Annotated in this window: 26 protein-coding genes; 16 read left to right on the top strand and 10 right to left on the bottom strand. The window is 66.5% G+C overall.

What is annotated here, in order from left to right; all coding sequences use genetic code 11:
• Positions 1-56: 56 nt before the first annotated feature.
• Positions 57-467, bottom strand: a complete 411-nt coding sequence (locus tag KW845_RS25260) for a cupin domain-containing protein (RefSeq protein WP_218372099.1) — start codon at positions 465-467, stop codon at positions 57-59.
• A 160-nt stretch (positions 468-627) separates the two neighbouring features.
• Here KW845_RS25260 and folC point away from each other — a divergent pair, with 160 nt between their 5' ends.
• From folC to KW845_RS25235, 5 genes are all read left to right on the top strand, one after another.
• Entirely contained in the window at positions 628-1,935 is a 1,308-nt protein-coding gene (gene folC / locus KW845_RS25255) for a bifunctional tetrahydrofolate synthase/dihydrofolate synthase (RefSeq protein ID WP_218372098.1), read from the top strand.
• 53 nt (positions 1,936-1,988) lie between these two features.
• Positions 1,989-2,795: an SPOR domain-containing protein gene (locus KW845_RS25250; RefSeq protein WP_218372097.1), complete on the top strand. Its 807-nt coding sequence runs from the start codon at positions 1,989-1,991 to the stop codon at positions 2,793-2,795.
• A complete protein-coding gene (locus KW845_RS25245) occupies positions 2,792-3,280 on the top strand; it encodes a CvpA family protein (RefSeq protein ID WP_218372096.1) in 489 nt (162 codons plus the stop codon). The genes KW845_RS25250 and KW845_RS25245 overlap by 4 nt, the downstream gene beginning before the upstream one ends.
• A gap of 23 nt (positions 3,281-3,303) precedes the next feature.
• A complete protein-coding gene (gene purF, locus KW845_RS25240) occupies positions 3,304-4,824 on the top strand; it encodes an amidophosphoribosyltransferase (protein WP_218372095.1) in 1,521 nt (506 codons plus the stop codon).
• A gap of 89 nt (positions 4,825-4,913) precedes the next feature.
• On the top strand, positions 4,914-5,384 hold the full coding sequence (locus KW845_RS25235; RefSeq protein ID WP_218372094.1) for a disulfide bond formation protein B: 471 nt from the start codon (positions 4,914-4,916) through the stop codon (positions 5,382-5,384).
• Positions 5,385-5,408: 24 nt separating this feature from the next.
• Here KW845_RS25235 and KW845_RS25230 read toward each other — a convergent pair whose 3' ends face one another.
• Positions 5,409-6,266, bottom strand: coding sequence for a 23S rRNA (adenine(2030)-N(6))-methyltransferase RlmJ (locus tag KW845_RS25230; protein WP_218372093.1), 858 nt, complete (start codon positions 6,264-6,266; stop codon positions 5,409-5,411).
• 15 nt (positions 6,267-6,281) lie between these two features.
• Positions 6,282-7,022: a glycerophosphodiester phosphodiesterase gene (ugpQ, locus tag KW845_RS25225; protein ID WP_218372092.1), complete on the bottom strand. Its 741-nt coding sequence runs from the start codon at positions 7,020-7,022 to the stop codon at positions 6,282-6,284.
• Positions 7,023-7,303: 281 nt separating this feature from the next.
• Between ugpQ and KW845_RS25220 the strand changes: the two genes are divergently transcribed.
• Positions 7,304-9,265, top strand: coding sequence for a SurA N-terminal domain-containing protein (locus KW845_RS25220; RefSeq protein WP_255592914.1), 1,962 nt, complete (start codon positions 7,304-7,306; stop codon positions 9,263-9,265).
• Here the strand turns inward: KW845_RS25220 and KW845_RS25215 are convergent.
• Positions 9,250-9,918, bottom strand: a complete 669-nt coding sequence (locus KW845_RS25215) for an arylesterase (protein WP_218372090.1) — start codon at positions 9,916-9,918, stop codon at positions 9,250-9,252. The two genes, KW845_RS25220 and KW845_RS25215, sit on opposite strands and share 16 nt — an antisense overlap.
• Here KW845_RS25215 and KW845_RS25210 point away from each other — a divergent pair.
• Positions 9,917-10,588, top strand: coding sequence for an ABC transporter ATP-binding protein (locus tag KW845_RS25210; RefSeq protein WP_218372089.1), 672 nt, complete (start codon positions 9,917-9,919; stop codon positions 10,586-10,588). The genes KW845_RS25215 and KW845_RS25210 overlap by 2 nt on opposite strands.
• A 13-nt stretch (positions 10,589-10,601) precedes the next feature.
• Here KW845_RS25210 and KW845_RS25205 read toward each other — a convergent pair whose 3' ends face one another.
• Complete coding sequence (locus tag KW845_RS25205) at positions 10,602-11,243, bottom strand: cysteine hydrolase family protein (RefSeq protein WP_218372088.1); 642 nt, start codon at positions 11,241-11,243, stop codon at positions 10,602-10,604.
• 154 nt (positions 11,244-11,397) lie between these two features.
• Between KW845_RS25205 and KW845_RS25200 the strand changes: the two genes are divergently transcribed.
• A complete protein-coding gene (locus tag KW845_RS25200; RefSeq protein WP_218372181.1) occupies positions 11,398-12,387 on the top strand; it encodes a GlxA family transcriptional regulator in 990 nt (329 codons plus the stop codon).
• Between the two features lie 105 nt (positions 12,388-12,492).
• Here the strand turns inward: KW845_RS25200 and KW845_RS25195 are convergent, their stop codons facing one another.
• Positions 12,493-13,458 (bottom strand): DMT family transporter, encoded by a 966-nt coding sequence (locus tag KW845_RS25195; RefSeq protein ID WP_218372087.1) that lies wholly within the window; start codon positions 13,456-13,458, stop codon positions 12,493-12,495.
• Positions 13,459-13,560: 102 nt separating this feature from the next.
• On the opposite strand from KW845_RS25195, the gene KW845_RS25190 reads away from it, so the two are divergent.
• Positions 13,561-14,472 (top strand): LysR family transcriptional regulator, encoded by a 912-nt coding sequence (locus tag KW845_RS25190; RefSeq protein WP_218372086.1) that lies wholly within the window; start codon positions 13,561-13,563, stop codon positions 14,470-14,472.
• Between the two features lie 16 nt (positions 14,473-14,488).
• On the opposite strand, the gene KW845_RS25185 is transcribed toward KW845_RS25190, so the two are convergent.
• Positions 14,489-15,265, bottom strand: coding sequence for an AraC family transcriptional regulator (locus tag KW845_RS25185; protein ID WP_218372180.1), 777 nt, complete (start codon positions 15,263-15,265; stop codon positions 14,489-14,491).
• Positions 15,266-15,411: 146 nt separating this feature from the next.
• On the opposite strand from KW845_RS25185, the gene KW845_RS25180 reads away from it, so the two are divergent.
• From KW845_RS25180 to KW845_RS25150, 7 genes are all read left to right on the top strand, one after another.
• Positions 15,412-15,825 carry a hypothetical protein gene (locus KW845_RS25180; protein ID WP_218372085.1) on the top strand — a complete coding sequence of 138 codons (414 nt, stop codon included), beginning with the start codon at positions 15,412-15,414 and terminating at the stop codon, positions 15,823-15,825.
• A gap of 337 nt (positions 15,826-16,162) precedes the next feature.
• The gene (locus tag KW845_RS25175; RefSeq protein WP_218372084.1) at positions 16,163-17,203 is read left to right on the top strand and encodes a TRAP transporter substrate-binding protein; all 1,041 of its coding nucleotides are present in this window, start codon (positions 16,163-16,165) and stop codon (positions 17,201-17,203) included.
• Positions 17,204-17,293: 90 nt separating this feature from the next.
• Positions 17,294-17,914 carry a TRAP transporter small permease subunit gene (locus tag KW845_RS25170; RefSeq protein WP_218372083.1) on the top strand — a complete coding sequence of 207 codons (621 nt, stop codon included), beginning with the start codon at positions 17,294-17,296 and terminating at the stop codon, positions 17,912-17,914.
• Entirely contained in the window at positions 17,911-19,194 is a 1,284-nt protein-coding gene (locus tag KW845_RS25165) for a TRAP transporter large permease (protein ID WP_218372082.1), read from the top strand. The genes KW845_RS25170 and KW845_RS25165 overlap by 4 nt, the downstream gene beginning before the upstream one ends.
• A gap of 43 nt (positions 19,195-19,237) precedes the next feature.
• A complete protein-coding gene (locus tag KW845_RS25160) occupies positions 19,238-19,921 on the top strand; it encodes a DUF2848 domain-containing protein (RefSeq protein ID WP_218372081.1) in 684 nt (227 codons plus the stop codon).
• A gap of 62 nt (positions 19,922-19,983) precedes the next feature.
• The gene (locus KW845_RS25155; protein ID WP_218372080.1) at positions 19,984-21,330 is read left to right on the top strand and encodes an amidase; all 1,347 of its coding nucleotides are present in this window, start codon (positions 19,984-19,986) and stop codon (positions 21,328-21,330) included.
• Positions 21,331-21,393: 63 nt separating this feature from the next.
• Complete coding sequence (locus KW845_RS25150; RefSeq protein WP_218372079.1) at positions 21,394-22,188, top strand: putative hydro-lyase; 795 nt, start codon at positions 21,394-21,396, stop codon at positions 22,186-22,188.
• A 73-nt stretch (positions 22,189-22,261) separates the two neighbouring features.
• On the opposite strand, the gene KW845_RS25145 is transcribed toward KW845_RS25150, so the two are convergent.
• From KW845_RS25145 to KW845_RS25135, 3 genes are read right to left on the bottom strand one after another with little or no spacing between them, the layout of a single operon-like run.
• Positions 22,262-23,320, bottom strand: a complete 1,059-nt coding sequence (locus tag KW845_RS25145; RefSeq protein ID WP_218372078.1) for a porin — start codon at positions 23,318-23,320, stop codon at positions 22,262-22,264.
• Between the two features lie 58 nt (positions 23,321-23,378).
• Positions 23,379-24,680 (bottom strand): TRAP transporter large permease, encoded by a 1,302-nt coding sequence (locus KW845_RS25140; RefSeq protein WP_218372077.1) that lies wholly within the window; start codon positions 24,678-24,680, stop codon positions 23,379-23,381.
• Positions 24,673-25,173, bottom strand: a complete 501-nt coding sequence (locus tag KW845_RS25135; protein ID WP_218372076.1) for a TRAP transporter small permease — start codon at positions 25,171-25,173, stop codon at positions 24,673-24,675. Before KW845_RS25135 ends, KW845_RS25140 begins: the two co-directional genes overlap by 8 nt.
• Positions 25,174-25,178 lie beyond the last annotated feature (5 nt).

Below are 25,178 nucleotides of genomic sequence, written 5' to 3'. Positions count from 1 at the left end.
TCTCCTGGTAGTGCGGCGGCGTCTGTCGGCCGCCTGGTCGGGAAAGGGTGGCCCGCTCAGGCGGGCGCCGTGGATGCCGCGAAGCCGCGTATGACGCGATCGGACGATTCTTCGTAGGGGGGCGAGTAAATGACCAGCAGCCGCGCGGGCGCGTCGCTGGTCACGGTAAACACATGCGGGATATCGGGTGGAAAATAGCAGCAGTCGCCAGCCACCATGTCAGCCGATTCATCGCCGACCTGGGCGCGTGCGGTGCCGGCCAGCAAGTAGCAAACCTGCTCGATGCCGGGGTGGGCGTGGGGCAGGGCGCCTTGCCCCTTCTCGATCACGCCCAGCAGCATTTCCACATGGCGGGCACCGACGGTTTCGGCGCCGATCAGGCGCCGGTTAAGCGTGCCGGTATGGTTCGCGGGGTGGTAGCCGGGCACATCGGCCTCGCGCACCAGCCAGCGGGGGGAATGCGACATGCGGTGTCTCCTGGATTTCCTGTCTGTGAAATTATTTTCATACATGCGAAAAAAACAGGCAAGTGGATTTTCCCTGATAGCACTGCAGCGGGGTGGGGTATCGGCGTGGGCCACGGGGCCGGCTGCTAAACTGCCGCCTCTGTCATTTGTGTGTGCCTTCATGCCTGCCCCCCGTCTCGATGCCGCTACCCCGTTGCCGCAGTGGCTGCAGTATCTCGAGTCTATTCATGGCAAGGCCATCGACCTGGGCCTGGACCGGGTCAGGCAAGTCGCCGAGCGACTGGCGCTGCAGCTGGACGGCATCAAGTTCGTCGTGGGCGGCACCAATGGCAAGGGGTCTACCTGTGCCATGCTCGAAGCCATCCTGTTGGCAGCTGGCTACCGGGTGGGGCTGTATACCTCGCCGCACCTGATCGATTTCAATGAACGGGCCCGCATCAACGGCGAGATCGCCAGCGATGCCGCACTGACCGAACAATTCGCCGCGGTCGAAGCCGCCCGCGGTGCGGTCACGCTGACCTATTTCGAATTCACCACACTGGCCATCCTGCGCCTGTTCTCGCAGTCGAAGCTGGACGCCGTGGTGCTCGAGGTCGGCCTGGGTGGCCGGCTCGACGCTGTCAATATTGTGGATGCCGACTGCGCCGTCATCACCAGCGTAGACCTCGACCATACCGACTACCTGGGCGACACGCGCGAACAGATCGGCCTGGAAAAAGCCCATATCTATCGCGCTGGCCGCCCCGCCATCTGCAGCGACCCGCAGCCGCCGCAGACCTTGCTGGACCACGCGCAGGCCATAGGCGCCGACTTGTGGCGCTTTGGCCAGGACTTCAATTATTCCGGCGATCGCCAGCAGTGGGCGTATGGCGGCCGCGCCCAGCGGCGCAATGCGCTGGCCTATCCGGCGCTGCGCGGCGCCAACCAGTTGCTCAATGCCGCGGCCGCGCTGGCCGCGCTGGAATCCGTGCGCGACCGGCTGCCGGTGCCGCAGCAGGCCGTGCGCGTCGGCCTGCTGCAGGCTTCGCTGCCGGGCCGGTTCCAGATCCTGCCCGGCCAGCCGGCGGTGATCCTGGACGTGGCGCACAATCCGCACGCGGCGGCGGTACTGGCCCAGAATCTCGACAACATGGGCTTTCATCCTTATACCTATGCCGTGTTCGGCATGCTCAACGACAAAGATGTCGACGGCGTCATCGCCAAGCTGGGCAGCCGTATCGACCACTGGTACTGCGCCGGGCTGCCGGGGCCGCGCGGCGGGTCGGGCCAGGATCTGGCCCGGCGCGTATCGGCCGCCCTGCCGCCTGCGCCGGCCGGGGGAGAGGCCCCTACGGTGCGGGCCTGCACGGACCCCGTCGCCGCCTATGCCGCGGTCCGCGAACAGGCGGGCGAGGGTGATAGAATCGTGGTGTTCGGCTCATTTCTCACCGTTGCCTCGGTTTTGCAGTCGTTGGGCCGCAAAGCATAGGTCTCGGGCAGGCGGGGCGCCGGCCCCGCCCAGGTCGCAAGGAATTCCTGTCCATGGGATTGTTCACTCGCAAAGATTCCGCCTCGCAGGCATCGCCCTCCAGGCCGCGTCCATCGGTCTCCAGCGAAGCCCAAGCGGCGGAACTTCGTGCGCGCGCCCGTCGCCGGTTGGCCGGGGCGGTAGCGCTGGTGCTGGCAGCCGTCATCGTGCTGCCCATGGTGCTCGATTCCGAGCCCGTGCCGGTGGCTGACGATATCCCCATCCGCATCCCCGACCGAAACACGCCTTACCAGCCTTCGGTGTCGCCGCCGGCCACGGCCGAGTCCGGCGCCACGGGTACGCCGGAAACCACGGCGCCGGCCCAGCCGCCAGATGCGCAGGCCCCGGCCACGCCACCCACCCCGCCCGACCTTTCCACGCCGCCCGCGCAACAGCCGCCGGCCACGGCGCAGGCCGAGCGCCCCGATCCCGCTGCCGCGCCACAACCGCCGGCCGCCAAGCCGCCGGCGCAGCCGGCCAAGCCGCCGCGCGATGAAGATGGCGAGCGCGCCCTGGCGCTGCTGGAAGGCCGCAGCTCGAACGCGGCCAATCCGCCCGCGGCCAAGCCGCCGGCGCCGGCCGCCAAGGGCAATTTCGTATTGCAGATCGCGTCCTATAGCAGCCAGGCCGACGCGCAGTCGCGGCGCACCAAGCTGCATCAGGCCGGTGTCACCAATGCCTTCGTCGAACAGGCCGCGGTGAGCGGCAAGCAGCAGTACCGCCTGCGCGTGGGGCCGTTCCCGTCGCGCGATGCCGCTCAGGCGGCCCAGGCGCGGTTGCGCACGCTGGGCTACGACAACGGCTTCATCGCCAGCCAGTGACCGGCTTCGATTTCGTCGTGATGGCGATCCTGGCGGTGTCGGGCCTGCTGGGCCTGCTGCGCGGCCTGCTGAAAGAAGTGTTGTCGCTGATGGCGTTCGTACTGGCGTTCATTGCTGCGATCTGGTGGGGGCCTACGGTATATGGCTGGCTGGAAGCCTATATCGAGACTGCCATGCTGCGCATGGGCGTGGCCTACGCGGCGGTGTTCATCGTGGTGCTGTTGGGCGTGGGGCTGGTCAACATGACCTTGGCGGCCCTGATCCGCACCACTGGCCTGACGCCCGCCGACCATGGCCTGGGAGCCATTTTCGGGCTGGCGCGCGGGCTGCTGATCGTGCTGGTACTGGTGGCGCTGGGCGGCTATACGCCGCTGCCGCAAGAACCCTGGTGGCAGGACGCCATGTTTTCGCATTCGGCCACCGAGGCCGTCAAGCAGGTCAAGTTGTGGCTGCCTCCGTCGCTGGCGACGTGGCTGCCCTACTAAGTTTCGTTTAACGGGAAATCACCATGTGTGGAATCGTAGGGGTCGTCGGGCGCGGGCCGGTCAACCAATTGCTCTATGACAGCCTGCTGCTGTTGCAGCATCGCGGCCAGGATGCCGCCGGCATCGCCACGTCGCAAGGCAGCCATTTCAATATGTTCAAGGCGCATGGCCTGGTGCGCGACGTTTTCCGTACCCGCAACATGCGCTCGCTGCCGGGTGTCAGCGGCATCGGCCATGTGCGCTATCCCACGGCCGGCTCCAGCGCCAGCGAAGAAGAGGCCCAGCCGTTCTACGTGAACGCCCCGTTTGGCATCACCTTCGCGCACAACGGCAACCTGACCAACTGGCGCGAACTGCGCGAATCGCTGTACCGCGTCGATCGGCGCCATATCAATACCAACTCCGATTCCGAAGTATTGCTCAATGTGCTGGCGCACGAACTGCAATCGGCCGCCAACGGGGTCTCGCTCGACGACGACACGATCTTCCGCGCCGTTGCCGCCCTGCACAAGCGGGTGCGTGGCGCCTATGCGGTGGTGGCGCAGATTTCCGGCTACGGCCTGCTGGCTTTCCGCGATCCGCATGGCATCCGGCCGCTGTGCATCGGCCGCCAGGAAACCGAAGAGGGCGTCGAATGGATGGCGGCATCCGAATCGGTGGCCCTGGAAGGCAGCGGCTTTGTCTTCGTGCGCGATGTCGAGCCCGGCGAGGCCGTGTTCGTCGACCTGGACGGCCGCATGGTCAGCCGTCAGTGCGCCGACAACCCGCAATTGGTGCCGTGTATTTTCGAATATGTGTACTTCGCCCGGCCCGATTCGCTGATCAATGGCGTGTCGGTGTACGACGCGCGGCTGCGCATGGGCGAGTACCTGGCCGATAAGGTCGCGCGCAATATGCGCCTGGGCGATATCGACGTGGTGATGCCCATTCCCGATTCGTCGCGGCCGGCCGCTATGCAACTGGCCGCGCGCCTGAACCTGGATTACCGCGAGGGCCTGATCAAGAACCGCTACGTGGGCCGCACTTTCATCATGCCGGGCCAGGCGGTGCGCCGCAAGTCGGTGCGCCAGAAGCTCAATGCCATCGGCATGGAATTCAAGGGCAAGAACGTGTTGCTGGTCGACGATTCCATCGTGCGTGGCACGACCAGCCGCGAGATCGTCGACATGGCCCGAGCGGCCGGCGCCAACAAGGTGTATTTCGCTTCGGCCGCGCCACCGGTGCGCTTTCCCAATGTGTACGGCATCGACATGCCTACGCAAAGCGAACTCATCGCCACCGGCCGGTCCGACGAGGAAATCGCCCAGACTATCGGTGCCGATGGGCTTATCTACCAAGACCTGCAAGATATGCAGCAGTCGGTCACCGATATGAATCCGGCGCTCAAGCGCTTCGAGGCCTCGTGCTTCGACGGCCAATACATCACCGGCGATATCACTGCCGAATACCTCGAGCGCCTGGGCCAGTCGCGCCGCAGCTCGAGCGACGAAGAGTCGTCCGGCGGATTGCAGTTCAACATGGGATACGGGTCCAACGACGCCTGAGCCCGTCGTTCATTCGATGCCGGGCCGCCGCGCGGTCCGGCTGCCCAACGGCCTGCCTACCTGCCTAACTGTCACATCCGGTCCACGCCATGCATTCATCCCGCCAACGCTTGTTATTGCTGATAGCTGTTCTTTGTTTCGCCGCCGTGGGGTTGGCGCTCGTTTCCCAGCATTTCTACGACCTGCCGCCCTGCGCATGGTGTGTGCTGCAGCGCCTGATCTACCTGGCGATCGGCGTGGTCGCCCTGGTTGGCGCGTTTGCCGGCGCGATCGCGCGCGTTTGCTCGGCCCTGTGCGTCTTGCTGGGGGTGGGCGGCATCACCGCGGCTTGGTACCAATACGATGTGGCGGCGCAGATGTTCTCGTGCGACCAGACCTTTGCCGACCGCTTCATGAGCGGCTCGGGCCTGGATGGCGGCATGCCCTGGCTGTTCGGGATCTATGCCACCTGCATGGACGCCACGGTCGAGGTGATGGGCGTGGAATACGTGCTGTGGAGCCTGGCGCTGTTTGCCGTGCTGGTGATCCTGAGCCTGCGGGCCTTGCTGCTGCGCCGCTGACCCGCACCCGCGGTGCCGCGGCGCCTACGCGGCGCGGTGCTGCAGCGTGTAGGCGGCGCGGTCGTCCTGCGCCAGCAGCCGCTTCAGCACCGGCATGGATTCTTTCAAGGCCGCGTGCAGCGTCCAGGGCGGATTCACCATGAACATGCCGCTGCCATGCAGCCCGAACCCGTCGCTGGCGGGTTTTTTTACGGCCAGCGACACGTGCAGCCAGTTCTTCACTTGCAGGTTTTCCAGGTGCCGGGGCAGTTCGGTGGCCTCGCGACGCTGCACCAGCGGGTACCACACGGCATACGTGCCGGTGGCAAAGCGTTTGATGCCTTCTTTCACGGCATTCAGGGCGCGCTTGTAATCCTGCTTGTCTTCGTATGACGGGTCGATCAGTACCAGGCCGCGACGCGGCGGGGGAGGCAGCAGCGCCTTCATGCCCTCGAAGCCGTCGGTAGCGTAGATGGTGGTCTGGCGCAGGGCGGTCTTGTCCAGTTGTTCCAGGTTGCCTACCAGTACGTCCGACTCGGTGGGGTGCATTTCAAACAGGCGCAGCCGGTCGCGTTCGCGCAGGGCATCCAGGATCAACCACGGAGAGCCCGGGTAATGACGCAGGCGGCCATTGGGGTTGTAGCGCTGCACCCGCGTCATGTAGTCGGCCAGCAGCGGCGGCAGGTCGTTGCGCTGCCACAGGCGGCCGATACCGTCGGCGAACTCGGCGTTCTGGGCGGCCCAGTCGCTGTCCAGGGCATACAGCCCGGCGCCCGCATGGGTATCCACCACCCAGTAGGGGGCGTCCTTGCGGTTCAGGTAGTCCAGCGTATGGACCAGCAATGCGTGCTTGAGAACGTCGGCATGATTGCCGGCATGGAAGGCGTGTCGGTAACTGAACAAAGCGGGGTCCTGCGTTCAGGCGGGCGGGCCGATGTCGGCCAGCTCGTCGGTGAAAAGGGCATCCAGGCCCCAGGATAGCAATAATCGGGCGCGCGCCGGGTCGTTGATCGTCCAGGCGGCGATGCGGTAGCCGGCGGCGTGCACGGCCTCGATCAGTTCGCGGCTGGCGTCGCGATGGTTGATGTTCAGTGCCGCGCACCCGTAGCGTGCCAGACGGTCGGCCCAGTCGGTGGGCACCTGCTCCACCAGCAAGGCGCGCGGCAGCTCGGGCGCCGCCGCCTGGGCGGCGGCCAGGGCCGCTTCGGAAAACGACGACAACAGCGGTGCCGGCAGCGCGTCTTGCCAGAACTCGCGCGCAGCCAGGGCGATGGCAGTGCCGGTTTCGACGTCCTGGCCAGGGCTGGGCTTGATCTCGACGTTGCACGCTATGCCATTGGCAATGGCGTAGCGGGCGACACTCTGGAAGCTGGGTACGGGCTCGCCGGCGTAGGCGGGCGAATGCCAGCTGCCGGCATCCAGGCGGGCCAGGTCAGCGTAAGACTGCGCCGCCACCGGGCCATGGCCATCGGTGGTGCGCTCCAGCGTGGCGTCGTGCAGCAGGACGGCAACCTTGTCCTGGCTGAGTTTGACGTCGAACTCGAACATGCGGAAGCGGTGCTGGGCGCCGACCCGCATGGCGGCCAGGGTATTTTCGGGGGCCAGGCGGCCGCCGCCGCGATGGGCAATATGGGAAGGATAGGGCCAGGGAGCGGGCATGCCGGGGAAGCACCAGACAAATTCACGGAGGGAAGCATGCAAGGATACTCCTTTGGCCCGGCCGCCCGGCGTCGGCGCGGGCGCCGCCCTGGGGCGACCGTAGTGGGTGCGGCTGTGGCGTACGGGGCGAAAATGGTAAACTCCGGCGGCTTACCGGGTTCGATTCCGGCACCTGGCAAGGGCGGAGCAAGGGCGAATCGGGTTCGCCCTTTTTTATGCGTTTTTTTGCGGCGCGGCGTCCATGTTCGTCGGGCGCGCCGCGTACGGCAAACAGGGAATTCATGTTCGAACTACTACGCAATCATCGCCGCTGGATGCAGTTCATTCTGCTGATCCTGATCGTGCCGTCATTCTTCCTGGTCGGTATCCAGGGCTACGACAGCTTCATCAGCCGCGAACCCGAGCTCGCCACGGTGGCTGGCCAGCCCGTCACGCGCGGTGAATTCGACATGGCCCACCGCAACCAGCTCGAGCAGTTCCGCCAGCGCCTGGGCAGCCAGTTCGATCCCGCCCAGGTCGATACGCCCGCCATGCGCGAGCAATTGCTCAACCAGTTGATCGACCAGCGCCTGCTGGCCCAAGTGGCCTCCGAGAACCGCTTTTCGGTGTCCGATGGCACGCTGCGCAACACCATCGCCGCGATTCCCCAGGTGCAGGACAATGGCCGCTTCTCGCCCGAGCGTTATCGCCAGGTGCTGGCTGCGCAGGGCATGACGCCCACCTCGTTCGAAGCCGGCTTGCGCCGCGACCTGGCGGTGGGCCGCGTGCTCGAACCCGTTACCCAGTCGGCCACGGTGCCGGCTGCGGTTACCGCGAACCTGGAATCCGCCCTGACGCAGCAGCGCACGGTGCAATTGCGCCGCTTCGCCGCGGCCGATCATCGTGCGCAGGTGTCGGTGTCGCCGCAAGACATCCAGGCCTGGTACGACGCCAACAAGCAGCAGCTGGTCGTGCCCGAGCAGGTCAGCGCGCAATACCTGGTGCTGGACGAGGCCGCCGCCACGCAAGAGGTGCAGGTCAAAGACGAAGACATCGCCAGCTACTACGAACAGAACAAGAACCGCTTTGGCCAGCCCGAACGCCGGCGCGCCAGCCACATCATGATCGAAGTGCCCGCGGGCGCCTCGGACGAGGCCCGCAAGGCCGCGCACGCCAAGGCCGAATCGCTGGCCAAAGAGGCCGCTGCCGATCCGGCCAAATTCGCCGACCTGGCACGCGCCAACTCGCAAGACGCCGGCTCGGCCGACAAGGGTGGCGACCTGGGTTGGCTGGCGCCCGGCATGCTGACCGGGCCGCTGGAAAAAGCCGTGTTCAGCCTTTCCAAGGACCAGGTGTCCGGCGTGGTCGAAAGCCCCTCGGGCCTGCACATCGTCAAGATCACCGAGGTGCAGCCGGCTGCCGTCAAGCCGCTGGCCGAAGTGCGCGACGAGATCGCCGCCGAGATCCGCAAGCAGGTCGCCGCCACCCGCTTCTCGGAAATGGCCACCAAGCTGACCGAAACCGTCTACGACCAGCGCGACAGCCTGCAGCCCGCCGCCGACGCGCTGGGCCTGAAGCTGCGCAGCGCCACCGGCATCACGCGCGAAGGGTTGTTGCCGGCCGAGCAGGCCGGTGCCCAGGCGGCAGCCGCCAGCCCCGATGCCCAATTGCTGGACAACCCGCGCGTGCGCCAGGCCTTGTTTTCGCCCGATGTACTGCGCGACAAGCAGAATTCCGGCGTCATCGAGCTCTCGCCGGACACCATGCTGGCGGTGCGCGTGACGCAGGTCCAGCCCGAACACGTTCCGCCGCTGGAAAAAGTCAGCGATTCGATCCGCGAGCGCCTGCTCGACGAGCGTGCCGCCGAGGCCGCCCGCAAGGCGGCCACTACGGCCCTGGAAGGCTGGAAGGCCGATCCGGCCACGCTGCCTGAAGGTTTTGGCGCGACTACCGTGGTGTCACGCCAGCAGCCGCGGCAATTGTCGCAGGCGGTGCTGGACGCCGCCATGCGCTTGCCGGCCCAGCCGCTGCCCGGCTACGCCGGGGTGGCCGATGGCAACGACTATGTGGTGGTGCGGCTGGACAAGATCGAGCCCGGCGCCGCCGACGAATCCGCCCGCGACATGCTGGCGCGCCAGTTGGGCGCGGCCTGGGGCCAGGCCGAAGATGCAGCGGTGCTGCAGATGCTGCGCCAGCAGTACCAGGTGAAGATCCTGCCGGAAGCCGCGGCAGTGCTGCAAAGCCAGGATCAATCGGCCGATTGATCGTTGTCCAGTATGGGCCGCAGCGCGGCCCATACGTTTTCCAGCAGCGCCGGCTGCGCCTGCTCGTTGGGGTGTATGCCGTCGGCCTGGAACATGGCGCGGTCGGTGGCCATGCCGTCCATCAGAAAAGGCACCAGGCCTGCCTGTTCGGCCTTCGCCACCGCGGGGAACACGCCAGCGAAACGTTGAGCGTAATCGCGCCCGTAGTTGGGCGGAATCTGCATGCCCACGATCAGTACCCGGGCACCGGCCTGGCGTGAGCGCCGGGCCATGTCGCGCAGGTTCTGCCCGGTCATTTGCAGCGACAGCCCGCGCAGCGCATCGTTCGACCCCAATTCAAGCACCACGATCGCCGGCTGGTGGCGCTGAAGCAGCGCCGGCAGGCGTGCCACGCCGCCGCTGGTGGTGTCGCCGCTGATGCTGGCATTGACGATCTGGTAGTTGGGGTATTGTTCTGACATCCGCTTGGCCAGCAATGGCACCCATCCGGTGCCGCGGGCCAGGCCATATTCGGCCGACAGGCTGTCGCCCACGACCAGCAGGGTGCGTGTCGCGGAACCTGGAGCCGGGGCAGCGGTCTGAGCGTGGGCGGCCGGTGCGGCAAGGGCGGCGGTCATCGCGGCGGCAACAAACAAACGGAAGAATAAGCGCATGGATAGCAAGGTCTCGATCGAAGTCTCTGGGCTGGGCAAGCAGGTGTCCGACGCGGGCGGCACGCTGTCGATCCTGGAAGGAATCGATTTTACGGTGGCTGCCGGCAGCGCCGTGGCGATTACCGGCAGCTCCGGTTCTGGCAAGTCTACGTTGTTGGGACTGATGGCCGGCCTGGATGTTCCCTCTGTAGGCACCGTCCGGCTGGCCGGCCAGGATCTGTTTTCGCTGGATGAGGACGGCCGGGCGCAGTTGCGGGCACGCCATGTGGGCTTCGTGTTCCAGTCATTTCAACTGCTGCCCAACCTGACGGCGCTGGAAAACGTCATGCTGCCGCTGGAACTGGCTGGCCAGCCGGCCCGCGAGGCCGCGCAGGCCATGCTGCAGCGGGTGGGGCTGGGCGAGCGGCTGCATCACTACCCGCGTACCCTGTCGGGAGGCGAGCAGCAGCGGGTGTCGCTGGCCCGCGCCTTCGTGGTGCAGCCCGACCTGCTGTTTGCCGACGAACCGACCGGCAGCCTGGATGCGGCCACGGGCGCCACCGTGGTGGACCTGATGTTCGACCTGCATCGCGAGCACGGCACCACCCTGGTGCTGGTTACCCACGATGCGCAATTGGCGGCCCGCTGCGGGCGGCAATTGGTATTGGCGGCGGGCAGGCTGGCCGACTGAACCCGCCCGGGCTTCAGGCCGCCTGCGCCGCCAGGCCGCGTGCCCGCTGGTTCGACGCATAGATGTTGTCGCGCGTGGGCATCGCTGCGCCGTTCAGGCCGGCAATCCATTGTTCGGTGCTCATCACCGCCGCGAAGCGGCTTTGCATCACCACGGTCAGCACGCGATGGATTTCCTCGGCCGAGGCCTGGCCTGCGCTGTTCGAGTACGGCACCGAGCCGGTGGCGTCGCCCAGCAGTTCCACCCCCAACCCAGCGTGCACGGCATGCTTCACGGTCGAGTCATCGCAGTTGTGCGTCATGTAGCCCACGACCGTGATGGTATCGATGCCGAGCTCGGCCAGCCAGGCCTCCAGGCCCGTGCCGGCGAAGGCGCTGGGCAGGTTCTTCACTACCCGATGATCGTGCGGGCGCGATACGACGCTGTCGTGCAACTCGGCACCATGCGAACCCTGGGCGAACAGCGGCGACTGGGGCGGCTCGACGTCCTGTACCAGCACGATGGGTACGCCAGCCGCACGGGCTGCATCCATGGCGCGGCCGATATTGGCCAGCGATAGCTGGGGGTCGGGGTATTCGATGGGCAGCTTGCCGCCGAAGTATTCGTTCTGGACGTCGACGACGATCAGGGCGCGCCGGGCTGGGGGCTGGGTCATGGTGGTTCTCCGGTTGGACAGGGGGAATGGATGCATTATTCCCAGCGGTGGCCGTACCTGATAGTGGCCTGAATGACAATATTCGATAAAATCGGGCCATGCCCATCGAATGGGCCTATTGCCGTTCGCCATCCGCTCATCCTGCGTGCCCGCCATGCCGCCCATTGCTTCCCCGTCTTGCCACAGCTTGCGTCCCACTGTCGTTGCTGTCGTGGCGTTCGACCAGATCAGCGCATTTCACCTGACCGTTCCCTGTGCCGTGTTCGAAACGCGCCAGATGCCCGGCATGCCGCCGTTCGACCTGCGCGTCTGCGCCGCCGAGACGGGGATGCTGCGTACCAGCGCCGGATTTGCCGTGCAGGCAGGCTACACGCTGCAGGCCCTGGCCGAGGCCGATATCGTGGTGGTGCCCAGTTGGCGCGATACCGGCGAGGCGGCGCCCGCGGCGTTATTGCAGGCCCTGCGGCAGGCCCATGCGCGCGGCGCCCTGGTCGTGGGTTTATGCCTGGGGGCGTTCGTGCTGGCCGAGGCCGGCTTGCTGGACGGGCGGGCCGCCACGACCCACTGGATGTGGGCCGACGATTTCTCGGCGCGCTATCCGCAAGTACAGCTGGACCGAGACGTGCTGTACGTGGACGCGGGCGATGTGGTTACGTCGGCCGGTACGGTCGCGGGCATCGACTGCTGCCTGCATGTGCTGCGCCGGCGCTGGGGCGCGGAAGTGGCCAACAGCGTGGCGCGCCGGCTGGTGGTGCCGCCGCACCGGCAAGGCGGGCAGGCCCAGTACGTCGAGCAGCCGGTGCCGGCTTCGGTGGGGGCGGATCGCCTGTCGGAAGTGCTGGCCTGGGTATCGGCTCACCTGGATCGCACCCATGACCTGGACTCACTGGCGGCGCGCGCCGCCATGAGCCGCCGCACGTTCACCCGTCATTTCCGGCAGGCCACCGGCGGCACCGTGGGCCAGTGGCTGCTGGCGCAGCGCCTGGCCTTGGCACAGCGGTTGCTGGAAACCAGCACTGCGCCAGTGGAGATCATTGCAACGCAGGCGGGTTTCGGCACGCCGCTATCGCTGCGGCAGCACTTTCGCCGCACCCTGAAAGTGTCGCCGTCGGCGTACCGGCGCGAATTCCGCCAGTCGGCCTGAAGTAAAACCCACCCCCGAAGCGCTGCGCGCTTGCACTTCGAGGGGGCGACGCTGGCGGACCGGCAAAGCCGGCTCCGCGGCGTCCCCGGCCTAGCCGCATCTGTTTCATTGTTTGCGCAGCGCGGCCACGCGGCTGCGCCGCCATTCGATCAGGCCGATGACGATGCCGCTGCCGCAGATGATGGCAATTCCCAGCCAGGTCAGCGCATCCGGGAAATGCCCCCACACCAGCCAGCCCACCGCGGTGGCGCTGACGATCTGCAAATACACGAACGGCGCCAGCGTCGAGGCCGCGGCATTGCGGTAGGCGCCGATCTGCAGCAAGTGGCCCAGTGCGCCGGATACGCCGGTGGAGATCAGCAGCATCCAGTTGCCGGGACTCAATTGGCTGAGCACCGGCAGGGCGGGCGGCAGGGTCAGGGGTAATGCCAGGGTCAGGCAGACGGTGCCCACGGCGCCGCTCCAGATCAGCGAGGTGTATTGATCGTCGCTGGCCACGCGGCGGGTGGCAATGAACTGCGCGGCAAAGCAGCAGGCCGTCAACAGACCGAAGAACACACCCAGCGGATGCAGCCCGCCGCCCGGCCGCACGATGATCAATACGCCGCCGAATGCCACGGCCGCGGCCACCCAGCGCGACAGGCGCGGCGGCTCTTTCAGCACCCAGGGGGCCAGGGCCAGCACGATCAGCGGGGCCAGGAAATTGATGGCCGTGGCCTCGGCCTGCGGCATGTAGCTCAGGGTGGTGAAGAACGCCAGGGTGGCCAGCAGCATCGAGCTGCCCCGCAGCAATTGCTCGCGGGGACGCGTGCTGCGCAGCACGCCCAGGCCGCGCTTGGGCAGCACCAGGGCCAGTACCAGCAGCAGGTGCACCAGATAGCGCACCCAGCACAGGATCAGCAGCGACACGCCGGCTTCCATGACCCATTTGCCGCTGGCGTCCAGGCAGGACAGGGTCCAGGCCGACAGGATCAACAGTACGATGCCGATCACCGGGCGCGCCGAGGGCGGGCGGGCTGCGGCGGATGCTGGCGATGCAGCCGGGGCGGATCCGGCGGCGGCCCGGGACATGCGGGTCTCCTTATCTGGCAGGCGACATGCGCGAGCCGGCGCGGGGCCGGCTCGGCGAAACCGGCACATGATACGCTCATCCTCGCTACATGGATGCGGGCCATGATCGATCTACGAAACATCGAGACTTTTTTCTGGGTATCGACCCTGGGCAGTTTTCGGGCTGCGTCCGAAAAACTCAACACTACCCAGCCGGCGGTATCGCAGCGCATTGCCTCGCTCGAACGCGACCTGGGGGTACGCCTGTTCGAGCGCGACGCGCGCGGCGTGACCCTGACGGGCAAGGGCCACGAACTGTTGTCGCATGCCGAGCGCATGCTGCAATTGCGCCGCGATATGCTGCAGGCCGCGCGCGAACAGAACGTGATGCGTGGCTCCATGCGCATCGGTGTGGCCGAGACCATCGTGCAGACCTGGTTGCCGGCCCTGGTCGAACATGTGCATGCAGCCTATCCCGCGCTGGTGCTCGAGATCGAGGTGGACACTACGCCGGTGCTGCGCAGCCACCTGACCGCGCGCCAGATCGACCTGGCATTCCTGATGGGGCCGGTACTGGAAGCACGCTTCGAGAACCTGCCGCTGTGCGCCTATCCGCTGGCCTGGGTGGCCAGCCCACGGCTGGCCCTCGGCCCAGAGCCACTGACGCTGCAGCGTATCGGCATACTGCCGGTCATCACGTATCCCTCTTCCAGCAGTCCGTATCTGCTGGTGCGCGACATGCTCACGCGCGCGGGCGTGCAGGCACCACGCATGTACGGCAGCGCCTCGTTGTCGATGGTGGTGCGGATGACACTGGACTGCATCGGCACCAGCGTGATTGCGCCGGTATTCCTGGACAAGGAACTGGCCAGCGGCGAACTGCGGCTGCTGGATGTGCGGGCCGATCCGTTGCCCGACCTGGCCTTTACCGCCACTTGGGTACAAGGCCCCGACAGTCATGCGGCGCGTGTCATCGCGCAGTTGGCCCAACAGGCGGCGGCAGGGCGGCTGACACCGCCGTCGCCAGCGGTGTAACGCCGCCCGAGACGCTTCAATGGCGTGGGAAGTATTGGCTGGGAGTGACGCCATAGGTATTCCGGAAGCTGCCGATGAAGGCACTGACGCTTTCATAGCCGATGGCCAGCGCCACTTCAGTAACCGGCTTGCCGGCCGCCAGAAGCTCCAGGGCGCGCAGTAGGCGGGCCTGCTGCCGCCATTGTCCCAGCGTGACCCCCGTCTCGCCGCGAAAGCGGCGCATCAGCGTACGCGAGGACATGTTCAGCCGCTGCGCCCAGGCGTCGATGCCGCGCGCGTCGTCGGGCTGGTCCAGCAGCGACAGGGCCAGTTCGCGCAGGCGGCGATCGCGCGGCATGGGCAGCGGCAGGCGTACTTGCCGGCTCAGGCGCAGTTCGGCGACCAGCACCTCGAACATGCCCGCAGTGTGTGCGCGGTCCAGGCCACCCAGCGGTACGCTGGCCAGCCGTTGCAGCAGCGCTTCCACCAGGGGGCTGGCTGGCCAGACAGTCGATCGCGCGGGCAGGCGGTCGCAGGCATCGGCACGCACATACACGCACAACCCGCGTGCCTGGCCGAACCAGTTGGCCTCGTGCAGCACGCCAGGCGGAATCCAGCCGATACGGCCAGGCGCCATGGCCAGCGCATCTTCGTCGCCATGCACCACGCTGACGCCTTCCCGCACCATCAGCAACATGCCCTGGACATGCCGGTGCGGCGGCACGGTAATGCCGCGATTCTGGCGCGGTCCCTGGACATGGAAGGGCGTCAGCAAATGGGCCGGGTCTATGGCCGGCGGAGCCTGGGCGAGCATGGGTTGGCGGGTTTCAAGCATCGGTTGACGCAATCGCGTTAGTCCTTGTTGATGCAAATGTATATCATTCTCAGGAATGAACTACGGCAATAGCCGTGCTGCGAACAGGGGTGCCATGGCGCAACCCATGTGAAAGGAGTGTTTGAATGAACCCCGATACCTACGTCTTGCATGACTTGACCCACTTTCCGATGATCATGACGCGGCGCCCCACGGTGCAGCGGGGGGCCGTACAAACCTGGGCGCGCGAGATGGACATGTTGCTGGCGGACAGCCCGGTGCCTTTCGTGCTCGTGGCCAGCGACTTGAATGTGGACATGGCAGCCGTCGACCGCCGCGACATGGTGGCCTGGCAAGCCCTGAACATGGCAAGGCTGCGGCGCCGCTGCGCCGGCTTCATTTCCATCGTGCCGGATCCGCGCGCCTTCGGCTTGCCGTTCATGGTGGTGCCCACGCTGGCGCAGGCGCGCGACCATGCGCGCGAGTTGCTGGCCGCGTTTGCCGGCGGGCAGGGCGGTGTTGCCGTGCGACGAGAGGCAGGACACTTGCTCGAGGTTTGACGCACCAGGCCGCCTAGGACTTTCCCTGATGCCTCCGTGCAAACCCGTATCCGGCGCGATGCCGGACGGCGCCTGGCAGTTTTCCTTGCACTGCCCGCAAACCCGCGCAATTGCTGCCTTCGGTGCGGCCTGGCCACAGCTTCTCGCCGAGCCCTAAAAATTATTTATACCTCGGTATCCGAACTTACGATTGGACAGGATCTGGCTCGCCCGGTGCAATGCGCGGCAACGGGGGTTGGGCGCGCAGTGCGGCGGCCGGCCCGGCCGAATTGCAGCGCGCCACCAGGCAACGGGGCCCAGCGCGCGATCGAACCCCGCCTGCAAGGGAGAACCATCCATGAAGAAGTCCTTGATAGTCGCCGCCGTTGCGCTGCTGGCCACCACCGCCCACGCGCAAGACCTGCCCAAGACACACCTGAAGGTGGTGGGCGGGCTGAGCAACCTGACGGCCTACAACGATTACGAAAAACCGTTCTGGACCAAGACCGTGCCCGAGCTGTCCAAGGGGCAGGTCACCGCCGACATCAAGGGCTTCAATGAAATGGGCTTGAAGGGGCCCGAGCTGCTGCGCCTGATGTCGCAGGGCGTGATCGAATTCGGCACGGCCACGCTGTCGTACTTTGCCAGCGACAACCCCATCAACGAAGCCATCGACCTGGCCGGCCTGGCTCCGGATGTGAAGACGGCACGCGCAGTCACCCGCGCGTTCGAACCCATCTACGCCAAGGTGTATGGCGAAGGCGCCAACGTCAAGCTGCTGGGTATTTCCACCTATCCGGCCCAGGTGCTGTTCTGCAATGCCGAAATCAAGAGCCTGGCCGACGTCAAGGGCAAGAAGGTGCGTACCAGCAGCCGCACCACTGCCGAATTCGTCGAGGCGCTGGGTGGGTCCAGCGTCACCATGGCGTTCGGCGAAGTCGTGCCGGCGCTGCAGAACAAGGTGGTGGATTGCGCCATCACGGGGTCGCTGTCGGGCTATTCGGCCAAGTGGTATGAAGTGTCCACCCACCTGTATGCCTTGCCCATCAACTGGAACCAGCAGATCCACGCGGTCAACCAGAAAGCCTGGGACAAGCTCGATCCCAAGGTGCGCACGTTCTTGCAGGCCAATATCGACAAGCTGGTCGACGACATCTGGGACGCGGCAGCGCGCCAGACCCAGGAAGGCTATGACTGCAACACCGGCGCGGCGGCCTGCCCGTACCCGGTCAAGGGCAAGATGGTGCTGGTGCAGCCCACCGACGCCGACCGCCAGCTTCTGAAGAAAGTGCTCAACGATTCCGTGCTGCCGAAATGGGCGGCGCGCTGCTCGGCGCAATGCGTCAAGGACTTCAACGCGACCATTGGCAAAGAGCTGGGCCTGGTCGCGCAGAAGTAAACGGCCGCACACCATACGGCAGTTCGCCGCGCGCCGTGCCGGGGCCTGGCCCCCAGTGCGCGCCGCGTGCGGCTGCGGAGGCAAGCAAGCATGATCCAACCTGAACGTTTCCGGATGCTCGGCGCGCTGTTGCGCCGTGCAGAGACTTTCTCGCGCGTGGCCGTCTGGGTGGGAGGCACGCTTACCCTGGCCAGCGTGCTGCTGATCTCGTTTGACGTGCTGGCACGCAAGTTCTTCGGCTTCAACACGGGCGGGGCCGATGAGCTGTCGAGCTACGCCTTCGCCATCAGCACGTCATGGGCCCTGGCTTTCGCCACCCTGCAGCGCGCCAACGTGCGTGTGGATGTGCTGTACCAATACATGCCGGTGCGCGTGTCGGCCCTGCTGGACTGGCTGTCGCTGGTCGCGCTGGGCGTTTTCATGGTCTACCTGACTTACTTCGCCATGGAGATGGCGCAAACCTCGTGGGTACGCGACTCGGCGGCCAATACGCCGCTGGCCACGCCGTTGTGGATCCCCCAGGGTCTCTGGATGCTGGGCCTGCTGTGGATGTGCATCACCGTGGCCCTGATGCTGGTGCGCGCCTCGCTGGCGCTGGCCACCGGCGACCTGGAACTGGTCAAGGCTATTTGCGGCGTGCGCTCGACCCAGGAAGAGGCCGATGAGGAAGCCGCTGCCGGCGTACGCATGGTGAAAGGAGACGCCGCATGATTGCCACCGCCCTGATCCTGCTGCTGGTGCTGATCGGCATCTCCATTCCGGTGGGCGCTGCCCTGGGCGTGCTGGGCCTGATCCTGGATCCGCTGTATTCCATGCTGCCGCTCACGCGCGCCATCGGCGAAATCTCGTGGAGTTCGAACAATGAATTCCTGCTGGTGGCGATTCCGCTGTTCATCATGCTGGGCGAAGTGCTGCTGCGCTCGGGCTTTGCCGAACGCATGTACAGCGCCATGAGCCTGTGGCTGTCGTGGCTGCCGGGCGGGCTGATGCACGCCAACATCGGCGCCTCGACGCTGTTCTCGGCCACGTCCGGTTCCAGCGTGGCCACGGCGGCCACGGTCGGCACCGTGGCCATTCCGCAGATCAAGAAATACGGCTACAACGAATCGCTGTTCCTGGGCAGCCTGGCCGCCGGCGGTACGCTCGGCATCCTGATCCCGCCGTCGATCAATCTGGTTATCTATGGCGTGCTGACCAACTCGTCGGTGCCCAAGTTGTACCTGGCTGGCATTCTGCCCGGATTCGGGTTGGCGGGGCTGTTCATGCTGACGGTAGTGCTGGCCTGCTGGATCAAGCCCCAGTGGGGCGGACACAAGATCCGCGCCACCCTGGCGCAGCGCCTGACCAGCCTGGTGCACCTGGCGCCGCCGCTGGGCATCTTCTTCCTGGTGGTGGGCTCGATCTACGCCGGGCTGGCCACGCCCACCGAGGCGGCAGCGCTGGGCGTGCTGGGCGCGTTGATCCTGGCCGCCTGCTTTGGCCGGCTGACCTGGACCATGCTGCGCGAAGCCATCGAAGGCACCATGCGTTCCACCGCCATGATCATGCTGATCGTGGTCGCGGCCAGCTTCCTGAACTTTGTCATGGCGGCCACCGGCCTGACCGATGCACTGACCCAGTCGATTACCGGCCTGGGCCTGTCGCCGGGCTGGATGCTGCTGATCGTGATCCTGTTCTACCTGGTGCTGGGCTGCTTCATGGAAACGCTGTCGATGATGATCACCACGATTCCCATCGTGGCGCCCATCATGATCGCGCTGGGCTACGACCCGATCTGGCTGGGCATCGTCATCATCGTGCTGGTCGAGGCCGCGCTGATCACGCCGCCGGTGGGCCTGAACCTGTTCGTGGTGCAGAGCCTGCGCAAGAGCGGCAGCATGGCAGCCGTCATCAGGGGCAGCCTGCCGTTCGTGCTGGCCATGTTCGTGATGCTGGCGCTGCTGGCGGTGTTTCCCGACCTGGCCTTGTGGCTGCCGCGCGTGTTCGGTTGACGCACGGGCCGTCTTTCTTATCGAGTCTCAAGCAGGAATCATCATGAAAGCTGTATTCCAAGTCGAGTCGGATGGCGCCGCGCGCACCATCGAAGCCGATATCCGCAATCTGGTGGTGGCCGGCTGGGCCGGCCGCGACCGCGCCGCCATCGAGCACCACATCGAAGAGCTGGCCGCCATCGGCGTGCCGCGCCCCAGCAGCGTGCCGCTGTACTACCGCATTGCCGACAACCAGCTCACCCAGGCCGGCCGCATCCAGGCCGTGGGCGACGCCTCGTCGGGTGAGGTCGAGACCTTCGTGTTCGCGTCGGCCGGTGAACTGTACGTCAGCATCGCGTCCGACCATACCGACCGCAAGCTGGAATCGCACAGCGTGGCGTTGTCCAAGCAGGTTTGCGCCAAGCCCTTGGGCACGACCGCCTGGCGACTGGCCGAGGTGTCCGATTACTGGGACGAACTGGAAGTGCGCGCCTATATCGTCGAGAACGGTGCCCGGGTGTTGTACCAAGAGGGCACGCTGGCTTCGCTGCGCACGCCCGCCGAACTGATCGCCGGCTACACCCAGGGCACGCCGCTGCCTGAGGGCACGGGCATGACCTGCGGCACGGTGGCGGCTATCGGCGGCATCCGGCCGTCCGCCACCTTCATCATGGAGCTGTCCGACCCGCGGCGCCAGCGTGTGCTGCGGCACCGCTATGATGTCGAGGTCTTGCCTGAAGTGGCCTGAGGCCCGTCACGCCACGACCTGCATCCCTGACTTGCACGCCGCCGCCGCGGCACGAGGATCTTATGCTTGCCACCTTGAACGACACCGCCGCCGCCTTGCAGCAGGGCCGCACCAGCTCCGTTGAATTGATCGAGGCCGCGCTGGCCCGTGCCAAGGATCCGGCGGGCGAGGGCACGCGCGTGTTCACGCGCTTGTATGCCGAGCAGGCCCGCGCCGCTGCGCTGGCGTCCGACACCCTGCGCACGGCCGGCCTGGTGCGCTCGCCCATCGACGGCCTGCCGATTTCCATCAAAGACCTGTTCGACGTGGCGGGCGAAACCACGCTGGCGGGCTCGGTGGCGCGCCAAGGCGAATCCCCGGCCGAGCAACATGCCGTGGTGGTGCAGCGCCTGCTGGCCGCCGGCGCCGTCATCATCGGCCGCACCAACATGGTGGAATTCGCGTATTCCGGCCTGGGCATCAACCCGCACTACGGCACGCCGCTGAACCCCTGGGATCGCGCCAGCGGCCGCATTCCCGGCGGTTCGTCATCAGGCGCGGCGGTGTCGGTGACCGACGGCATGGCCCTGGGCGCCATTGGTTCGGATACCGGCGGCTCGGTGCGCATCCCGGCGGCGCTGTGCGGCCTGGCCGGCTTCAAGCCCAGCGCCTGGCGCGTGTCGATGGCGGGTGTATTGCCGCTGTCGGCCAGCCTGGACTCGATCGGCCCGCTGGCACCCACGGTGCGCTGCTGCGCCACGCTGGACGCCATCCTGGCGGGCGACGAACTGACGGAATGGCAGCCGGCCAGGCTGGACGGCCTGCGCTTGGCCGTGCCCGCCACGCTGGCACTGGATGGCATGGACAGGCACGTGTCGCAGTCGTTCGCCGCCGCGCTGTCGCGCCTGTCGGACGCCGGCGCGCGCATCGAGGAAATCGAAGTCCCCGAGTTCGCGCAACTGGCCGCCATCAATGTCAAGGGCGGCTTCACCGCGCCGGAAGCCTGGGCCTGGCATCGCGACCTGATCGCGCGCGCCGCTGACCGCTACGATCCGCGCGTGGTCTCGCGCATCCGCCGTGGGGCCGACATGTCGGCGGCCGACTACCTGGACCTGCTCGATGCGCGCGAAGCCTGGGTGGCGGCGGTGGAACACCGCATGGCCGGGTACGACGCGCTGCTGCTGCCCACGGTGCCGGTGGCGGCGCCCACGGTGGCCGAAGTCAGTGCCAGCGACGATGCCTACTACGCGGCCAACGGGCTGATCCTGCGCAACCCCACACTGATCAATTTCCTGGACGGCTGCGCTGTTTCCGTGCCATGCCACCAGGCCGGCACGGCGCCCGCCGGCCTGATGCTTGCCGGCGCCAATGGCGCCGACCGCCGTATCCTGTCGATCGGCATGGCCGTCGAAGACTTGCTGCAGTCCTGACCTGGTTCTCTTGGCCGGCGCGGCCCCTGCCTGAGGCCGCGCCGCTGGAATAGCGATAGCGACATGACACATTCTTCTCAACCCGGCCCGGCCCGTCGTGCGCGTCTCGATGCGCGCGCCGGCACGCTGACCGGTCCCACGGCCAGCGTGGCGCCTGGGCACGTGCAGGCCAACCTGGTGATTCTGCCGGCCGACGTGGCGGACGACTTCCTGCGCTTTTGCCAGCGCAATCCCAAGCCATGCCCATTGCTGGCGGTATCCGAACCGGGTGATCCGTCTTTGCCCAGCCTGGGCCATGACATCGACGTGCGCAGCGATATTCCCCGCTACCGCGTCTGGCGCAATGGCCAATTGACGGACGAACCCACCGACGTGCGCGACCTGTGGCGCGACGATCTGGTGGCTTTCCTGATCGGCTGCTCGTTTTCGTTCGAGGAAGCGATGCTGGACAACGGTTTACCGGTACGCCACATCGAGCAGGGCTGCAATGTGCCCATGTACCGCACTTCGATCCCGACCGAGCCGGCCGGCCCGTTCCAGGGGCCACTGGTCGTGTCGATGCGGCCGCTGAAGGCCGCCGATGCGATCCGTGCCATCCAGGTAACGTCGCGTTTTCCGTCGGTGCATGGCGCGCCGGTGCATTTGGGCGATCCGGCCCAGATCGGCATTGCCGACATCGATCGGCCCGATTATGGCGATGCGGTGGAGATCCGGCCGGGCGAGATCCCGGTATTCTGGGCTTGCGGCGTCACGCCGCAATCGGTGGTGGCCGCGGTTCGCCCCGCGTTCTGTATCACCCACGCGCCCGGCCACATGCTGGTGACCGATCTGCTGAACAGCCGGATGGCGGTGCTGTAGAAGGGTGTCCAGGTGTCGCCCGGGTGCCAGGCTCCACAGGTGCCTGGCACCCGTGGACACCTGGCTCGTCCGGTCAGAAAATGTGCCGGAAGCCCACCGCCGCGCCCACCTGGCTGCCGCTGCCGGCGATTTCGTCGCGGGCCGCGTCCTTGACCTTGTTGTAGTCGACGGTGCCGTATACCTGCGAACGCTTGGACAGGGCGTATTCGGCCACTGCCACCAGTGCATAGCGCTTGCCCTTGTCGCCGGATTCGACCACGTTCTTGCTGCGGTCGTAGTAACCCGCGCCCGTGATGGCCCAGCGCGGCGTGGCCTGCCAGGTCACGCCGGCGAAGTAGCCGTCGTCTTCGCGGTCCAGGCCGGGCACGGGCGTGCCGCCCATGACGGCGTTCACGAAGCCGGTTTCATCGCGGCCGCTGAAGTAGCCCGCGAATACCTTGGCGCTTTCGAACTGGTAAGAGGCATTCAGGTTCCAGACGCGCTGGCGATCGTCAGAGGTCGTTTCGGAATAGGTATGCTGGTAGGCGCCGCCCACGGCGAACTGGCCGAAGGTGTAGCGCAGCGAGGCGCCGTACTGCGAGCCCACCTTGCGGTCGTCGTAGTCTTCGCCATTGGCGTAGGACAATACCAGCGCCAGGTCGCCCAGCGTGTTGGCGTACGTGACCATGTTGCTGGTGCGCACGCGCGACATGGCGGCCGGCAGCCAGGCGTTCTGGTCATAGTTGCCCACCGTCAGCGGGTCGAAATGGTCGGCCAGCAGGTTGAACATGGGCGTGTTCTGCAAGCCCAGCGTCAGCGTGCCGATGGCGCCGCCGTCCAGGCCCAGGTAGGCCAGCCGGCTGAACGTCTTGTCGGGGTCCGATCCGTTGCCGTTCTGCATGTTGAAGCCGTTTTCCAGGCGAAAGAACGCTTTCATGCCATCGCCCAGGTCTTCGGTGCCGCGCAGGCCCCAGCGGCTGTTGGAAATGGCGCCGTTGGCCAGGCCGAAGCGGCTGCCGTCATCGTGGCTGCCGCGGCTGAGATAGCGCATGCTGATGTCGGCGATGCCGTACAGCGTGACGCTGGTTTCGGCCGCGGCCGTGCCCGCGGCCAGCCCGCTCAGGGCCAGCAGCGCAATAGCGGTTTTCTTCATGGTGTTTCCTCCGGTACAGCTTTTACTTGCCCGGCTCGTGGCCGGGCGCCTTCTTCACTTACATACGCATGTTCTGGGGCAGCCAGGTGGCGATGCCGGGCAGTACATACAACAGCAGCACCGCGCCGATCATCAGGATGAACATCGGCAGCGATGCCCGGGCAATGTAGGGCAATTCGCGGCCCGTCATACCTGACAGCACGAACAGGTTGAAACCTACGGGCGGCGTGATCTGGGCCATTTCCACCACGAGCACCACGAAGATGCCGAACCAGATCAGGTCGATGCCGGCGGCCTGCACGGTGGGCAGCAGCACGCCCATGGTCAGCACGACGATGGAAATGCCGTCAAGAAAGCAGCCCAGCACGACATAGGAGACCATCAGGGCCATGATCAGCCAGAACTGCGACAGCCCCAGCCCGCCGATCCATTCGGCCAGCGCACGCGGCAGGCCGATATAGCCCATCGACAGCGTCAGGAACTGGGCGCCGGCCAGGATCAGCGCGATCATGCAGTACAGGCGGGTGGCGCCCATCAGCGACTGGGTGAAGGTCGCGATTGTCAGCGAGCCCTGCACGATGGACAGCGCCAGCGCACCCACCACGCCGATGGCGGCGGCCTCGGTAGCCGTGGCAATGCCGGCGTAGATCGAGCCCAGCACGGCGGCGATCAGCACCATTACCGGGATCAGATGGCGCGACTGGTACAGCTTCTGGCGCAACGTCATGTCCTGGTCGGCGGCCGGTACCCGGCCGGGGTTGCGGATGGCCCACCAGGCGATGTAGCCCATGAACAGCGCGGCCAGCATGATGCCGGGCACGATGCCGGCGATGAAGAGCTTGGCGATGGACACATCGGCCGCCACGCCATAGACGATCATGATGATCGACGGCGGGATCAGCAGGCCCAGGGTGCCCGCGCCCGACAGCGTGCCCAGCACCTTGTCTTCGGGATAGCCGCGCCGCTTCAGTTCGGGGATGGTCATCTTGCCCACGGTGGCGCAAGTGGCGGCCGACGAGCCCGAGACCGCCGCGAAAATCGCGCAGCCGATCACGTTGGTGTGCAGCAGCCGGCCCGGCAGGCGGTTCAGCCAGGGCGCCAGGCCCTTGAACAGGTCTTCGGACAGGCGTGTGCGAAACAGTATCTCGCCCATCCACAGGAACAGGGGCAGGGCGGTCAGCGTCCAGCTCGAGGCGGCGCCCCAGACGGTGACCGCCATGGCATCGCCGGCCGGCCGGCTGGAGAAGATTTCCATGCCTATCCAGGCGGTGCCCGCCAGGGTCAGGCCGACCCAGACCCCGCAGCCCAGCAATGCAAAGATCGAGATGACCAGCAGAGTGATGACTAGAGCTTCATTCATGGGTTTGCTGCGAAGTAGGGGCGGGCATGCCGCGCAGGCGGCGCACCAGTTCGTCGACCAGGGACACCAGGAACAGCACGGTGCCTACCGCCATGGCGATCTGCGGGATCCAGAGCGGCGTGGCATCGTTGGCGGTGGATATGTCGTTATAGAGCCGGGAGTCGTGCACCAGCTTGATGCTGAAATAGGCGAACGACGCGGCCAGCGCCGTGCCGACCGCCAGCGCGAAGATATCGAGCCGCCGGCCGTTGCGCCGGGCCAGCGAGTTCAGCAGCAGGGTGACGCGTATATGCTCGCCATGCTTGAACGTGGTGGCCAGCGCCAGGAAGCCGGCCGCGGCCATGAAGTAGCCCGCGTAGGCGTCGGTGCCGGGAATGTTCCAGCCCATCTGGCGGGCGATGATGGCGGCCAGCACCGAAGCCAGCACGCCTATCATGCAGAGGCCGGCCAACAGGCCGGCCATGCTGTACAAGGTATCGAGAAAACGGCGCATGCGGG

Origin of the sequence: Bordetella sp. BOR01 (assembly GCF_019218885.1) — a bacterium.
Taxonomy (GTDB): domain Bacteria; phylum Pseudomonadota; class Gammaproteobacteria; order Burkholderiales; family Burkholderiaceae_B; genus Bordetella_A.
The sequence above is the reverse complement of the archived record's forward strand: the minus strand, read 5'-3'. Positions and strand labels throughout refer to the sequence as shown.